We start from the raw sequence: 2,880 nt of genomic DNA, 5'->3' as shown, positions 1-2,880 counted from the left end.
CCTCAACCCCGTTCTCGCGCGCCGGGGGCGCCGGGAGCCGGGAGGCGGGTGCGGGTGCGCCGGGATCCCGGCCGCTAGTGGGTCGCCACCGCCGCCAGCGCCCGCTCGACGACCGCGACCTCCTCGGCGGCACCCGTGATCCCGTCCTTCATGACGAGAACGGACGAGAAGACCCCGTCACGGCACGACTGGCCCGTGAGCGCCTGCGGGTCCTCGAGCGAGGGCACGATGTTGACCGTCTCGGTCCGGCCCGGCTCACCGCCCGCGATCTCGATCGTCGTCGAGAAGATCTCGCACGCCTGCACCGCGTCGAGCTTCTCGCCCGTGCCGACGAGCGCGGACGCCTCGCGGATCTTGCGGGTGTTCTCCGCGTCGTCGACGAGACCGGTGGCCTCGAGCTGCTGGAGCATCTCGGGCAGCTGCTGTGCCCAGTCCTCGGCCGGGATGCGCGAGACCTGGACCGTGGCGCCCGCCGGGTCACCCCACACGCAGGCGGGGAACTCGACGCTGCCTGCGACCGTCGTCTCGAACGGGCCGTCGAGGGACTGTCCGGCCAGCGCGGTCACCTGGTCGGCACCGATCAGGTCGCACGCCCCCGACGCCGACGGGGTCTGCGTGGCCGCAGCGGGGGCGGGAGCGTCGGTCGCCGGACCCTCGCCGCCGGCGTCCGTGGGTGACGCGCACCCCGTCAGAAGGGTCGCACCGAGCACACCGGGCAGGACAACAGTGAGGACATGCCTCCGCAACGAGTTCACCGGTCAAATCCAACCATATGGTCGGTAGCGGTCCGGTCGAGACGCGGCCGACGCGGCCCACCGGGCTCGACGGCGGCGCCTCGCCGTCGGGAACGGCCCTGCGCCCGGTGCCCCGGCCGAACGGGGTGGTCAGCCCTCCGCGCCGCCGGGCACCTTGTCCTTCACGTCCTCGTAGTCCTCGCTCCCCGGCAGGACGCTCGGACCGTAGACCAGGTGCACGACCCCCGTGGGGAAGACCTCGGAGCGCAGCAGGTGCAGGGGGTAGATGGGCTCTCCCTCGTCGAAGAGCCGCTCGCCCTTGCGAGCGGCGACCGGATGGACGAGCAGGCTCAGCTCGTCCACGAGCCCGGCCGCGAGGAGCTGGCGGACCACCGAGAGCGACCCCGCGACGAGGACCTTCGCGATCCCGGGGGTCTCCTTGAGCGTGGTCACGGACTCGACCAGGTCCCCCTCGATGCGTTCGGTGTTACGCCAACCGAGGTCCGCGTCGCCGCGGGTCGCGACGATCTTGCGCACGTCACCGAGCCGCTTCGCGAACGCGGCGTCCTCCTCCCCGGCCTCCTCGCGCCCCGGCCACGCCCCCGCGAAGCTGTCGTAGGTGACGCGCCCCAGGAGCAGGGTGTCGACGCCGGAGTAGTCCTCGTCGACGGCCGCACCCATGTGCTCGTCGAAGTACGGGAAGTGCCAGGCGGGGTCGATCTCGGCCACGCCGTCGAGCGAGATGAACAGGGTCGAGACGAGCTTGGCCATGATGGGTCCTTTCGGGAGTCTGCCGGTACGTCGCTTGGACCAGGACCGGGCCGCGAAGTCATCGGTCCCCTGGTCCCACCGTGGCATGCGAAAGGGCTTGGGGCGCGCGCAGGTGCACGGCGCCGTCGGGCCTGGCGCCAGTCAGGACGGGGACGGCACCGGGACGTCCAGCGCGCGGGCGAGGACCGCGACGACGTCGGACGCCCGGCTCGGGGCATGGTGCGCGGCCCAGTCGGAGACCGCCCCCACGAAGTCGGTCAGGTCACGCTCCACGCCGGCCAGCAGGCGACGCAGGTCGGCCACGGGGACGTCGAGCGTCGGGCTGTCGGCCTCCTCCGTGTCCGCCGTCATCCGCACGACGCCGTCGACGAGCTCGCTCCCGGGGGAAGGGCTGTGCCCCAGGTAGGCCCCCGTCCCTTCCAGCAGCCCGAACCAGCCCCGCCACTCGCCCAGCGCGAGGCAGCAGCCGGGATCCACCGACACCCCCGTCAGGGAGTCCTCGAGGCTCAAGCCTCCGAAGGCCGACACCCGCTGAGCCGTGAGCATGCCGTGGAGAAAGGCCTCGACCTGGTCTCCGGCAGGTGGCGGTGAGCCCTCCGCGGCGCGCGGCGAGCACGCCTTCGCGACGGCCATCACCGCTGACCCGATCTCCGCCGGGCTGAGCGAGCCGTCGAGCGGCAGGAACCACCCGGTCTGCGCAACGGGCCACAGGGCGAACCCTTCGTCGCCGGGGACCTCGAGCACGGGACGCAGAGTGATCACGCGTGCAGTATCCACCATCGGGTTCGCACAGCACGCCCTGTCTGGCGCCTGGTCGTCGACCGCCGCCTCGCCCCTTTCCGGGGACTCAGTCGCCCGGCCACTCCCCTGTCCACTTCTGGAAGACCCGCGCCCCACCACGGTCGATGAGCGCCTTGACACCCGAGAAGACCGCGCCCTGGATCAGGGCGGCGATCAGGATCTCGCGCAGCGGGTACTCGGACTGGAGCGGAGTGGGCGCATCCTTGCGGTGGCCCGGGGAGACACGCTTGTAGACCTGCTTGAAGACCTGGCCCGCGACCAGGCCGCCGACGATCGAGCTGATCAGCCCGAACGGCCGGTACAGGATCTTCGCGGCCGTGCCGCCGTGCTCCTCGGTGTGGTCGGACACGTGGTCGATCGTGGCGTCGCTCATCCTTCGACGCTAACGCGGGAGCGGTTCGGTCGCAGGGCGGGAACCACCCGTGCCCGGGGGTACCCCACCCCCCATCGGTGGCGAGCATGAGGTTGGCGTCGGTATCGGCGTCGTTCCGAACGCCAACCGCATGCTCGAGCGACGTCGACCGCATGTTCGGCCGAGCGACCGGGCGACCGGGCGACCGGGCGACCGGGCGAC

At 72.1% G+C, this 2,880-nt stretch carries 4 protein-coding genes; all 4 read right to left on the bottom strand.

Annotation, left to right across the window (positions count from 1 at the left end):
* Positions 1-74: 74 nt before the first annotated feature.
* The 4 genes from ACFRCR_RS18165 to ACFRCR_RS18150 all read right to left on the bottom strand — a co-directional run bounded on the left by ACFRCR_RS18165 (position 75) and on the right by ACFRCR_RS18150 (position 2,679).
* Positions 75-755, bottom strand: a complete 681-nt coding sequence (locus ACFRCR_RS18165) for a hypothetical protein (RefSeq protein WP_377679547.1) — start codon at positions 753-755, stop codon at positions 75-77.
* A gap of 129 nt (positions 756-884) precedes the next feature.
* A complete protein-coding gene (locus ACFRCR_RS18160; RefSeq protein WP_377679545.1) occupies positions 885-1,505 on the bottom strand; it encodes a dihydrofolate reductase family protein in 621 nt (206 codons plus the stop codon).
* Positions 1,506-1,646: 141 nt separating this feature from the next.
* Complete coding sequence (locus ACFRCR_RS18155; RefSeq protein WP_377679543.1) at positions 1,647-2,267, bottom strand: hypothetical protein; 621 nt, start codon at positions 2,265-2,267, stop codon at positions 1,647-1,649.
* An 85-nt stretch (positions 2,268-2,352) separates the two neighbouring features.
* A complete protein-coding gene (locus ACFRCR_RS18150; protein WP_377679542.1) occupies positions 2,353-2,679 on the bottom strand; it encodes a DUF4235 domain-containing protein in 327 nt (108 codons plus the stop codon).
* Positions 2,680-2,880: the final 201 nt, after the last annotated feature.

Origin of the sequence: Oerskovia sp. NPDC056781 (assembly GCF_042789955.1) — a bacterium.
Taxonomy (GTDB): Bacteria; Actinomycetota; Actinomycetes; order Actinomycetales; family Cellulomonadaceae; genus Oerskovia; species Oerskovia rustica.
This window is presented reverse-complemented; position numbering and strand designations above follow the sequence as displayed.